The organism is Sodalis-like endosymbiont of Proechinophthirus fluctus (genome assembly GCF_001602625.1).
Classification (GTDB): Bacteria; Pseudomonadota; Gammaproteobacteria; order Enterobacterales; family Enterobacteriaceae.
In genome coordinates this window covers 9,894-11,109 of the sequence record NZ_LECR01000031.1, presented here as the reverse complement: position 1 = coordinate 11,109, position 1,216 = coordinate 9,894, and the positions used below count along the sequence as shown (strand labels likewise).

General features: G+C 54.2%; 2 protein-coding genes. One reads left to right on the top strand and one right to left on the bottom strand.

Annotation, left to right across the window (positions count from 1 at the left end; genetic code table 11):
• On the bottom strand, nucleotides 1-700 hold a 700-nt coding region (hemC, locus tag BG74_RS03730), incomplete at its 3' end, for a hydroxymethylbilane synthase (protein ID WP_066596695.1).
• 286 nt (nucleotides 701-986) lie between these two features.
• On the opposite strand from hemC, the gene BG74_RS03725 reads away from it, so the two are divergent.
• A partial coding sequence (locus tag BG74_RS03725) for a hypothetical protein (protein ID WP_187202574.1) occupies nucleotides 987-1,216 on the top strand: 230 nt, incomplete at its 3' end.

Sequence of the window (1,216 nt, the reverse complement as noted above, 5' to 3'; positions counted from 1 at the left end):
TGGCGCGTTCGGCACCGACGCGCAGCGCGGTTTCCCGATGATGAAGCGGCGCTAGCAGCGCCAGCACGCGGGCATCATCCAGACGACATTCGATGCCAACAGTCCCTTGACCTACCGCCGGCAGCGAGTCTGCCGGACCGATGGCCTGACGGATACGATCCTCCAGACCCAGCCGTTTTAGGCCGGCGACCGCCAAGATGACGGCATCAAAGTCGCCCCGATCGAGTTTCGTCAACCGCGTGCCGACATTACCCCGCAGGTCGCGTACCTGCAAATCAGGACGCCGTTCGCGCAGCTGGCACTGCCGACGCAAGCTTGAAGTTCCGATAATCGCCCCTGGCGGCAGCGCGTCAAGATTGGCATAATGCGGACTGACGAAGGCGTCGCGCGGATCGTCACGTTCGCATAGTACACAAAGTCCCAAACCATCGGGAAAAGAGACCGTGACATCCTTCATCGAATGGACGGCGATATCGGCGCGATATTCCAGAAGCGCCCGTTCCAATTCCTTAATGAATAATCCCTTACCACCCATTTTTGCCAGTGGGGTACTAAGGATGATGTCACCGCGGGTCACCAAAGGCACTAGCTCCACTTGCAAATGCATGTGGTGGCGCAGCAATGCATCGCGCACGTACCCCGCTTGCCAGAGCGCCAGAGGGCTCTGCCGCGTGGCGATTCTGAGAAGGTTATCTTGCATAGTCATTACCGATTTTATCATTCACCCACCATCCTAACACCGATAGTGAAGCACTGTCAGTTTTCGGCGCCGGCTAAGCAAGCCAGGAAGGGGGAAAAGGAATAACAAGTTGCCGTTGGGGAAAGTACTATACTCGATGGATAACTTAACTTTCTTTACGGTCAATCAGCAAGGTGTTAGATTGATCACGTTTCCAGAATTTACCGGCCAATAATTCTACTACTCACTATGTCGGTAGGGTGTAGAAACGGGTTTTTCTAACGCCGGGATAATCAGGTGAGATGTCTTGTACTTCTATATCGAGACCTTGAAACAAAGACTAGACGCGATTAACCAACTTCGGGTGGATCGTGCGTTGGCTGCCATGGGGCCGGATTTTCGACACGTATACAGTCTGCTGCCAACCTTGCTACATTTTCATCATCCGATGCTTCCGGGTTACCTGGATGGCAGTGTGCCCCACGGTGTCTGTTTTTATACTCCCGACGAAACGCAGCGTGCCTGGCTTGACGATAT